We start from the raw sequence: 467 nt of genomic DNA on the forward strand, positions 1-467 counted from the left end.
CATCTGGGCCGCCCTCGGCGGACGACTCCGCGCCTGACTTTTCCGCACCTGACTTCCCCGCTCCAACCCCGGAGACCCGAACGATGCCCCGCCTGTTCCTGCGGCCGACCCGCGCCGCCCTCGTCCTCGCCCTGATCGCGAGTCCCGCCGCCGCCGGCCTCGATCCCGCCAGCGTGATCGTCCCGTGGGGCGACGCCGTCGCGGCGGCCGCCCAGGCGGTCACCGGCCTCGTCCTGCCCCTGGCCGTCACCGCCGCCACGGCGGCCCTGGCGCACCTGGCCGGGCCGCTCCGCGCCCTCGTCACCGCCACCCTGGTGGAGCGGCTGGTGCGCAACGTCGGCGACTACGCCGTCAATGCCGTGGCGGGCGCCGTGCGCGGGCGGACGCTCAGCGTCCCCGTGGGCTCGGCGGTCATCGCCCGGGCGGTGCAGCGCGGCCTCGACGAGGCGCCGGCCTGGCTCGTGCGG

The 467-nt window shown here is 77.9% G+C and carries 1 protein-coding gene; it reads left to right on the forward strand.

Annotated elements, in window-relative coordinates:
* Window positions 1-83 precede the first annotated feature (83 nt).
* Window positions 84-467 (forward strand): hypothetical protein (locus FV218_RS22520; protein ID WP_187273155.1); only part of this gene is annotated, 384 nt, incomplete at its 3' end.

The organism is Methylobacterium sp. WL69 (assembly GCF_008039485.1).
Taxonomy (GTDB): domain Bacteria; phylum Pseudomonadota; class Alphaproteobacteria; order Rhizobiales; family Beijerinckiaceae; genus Methylobacterium.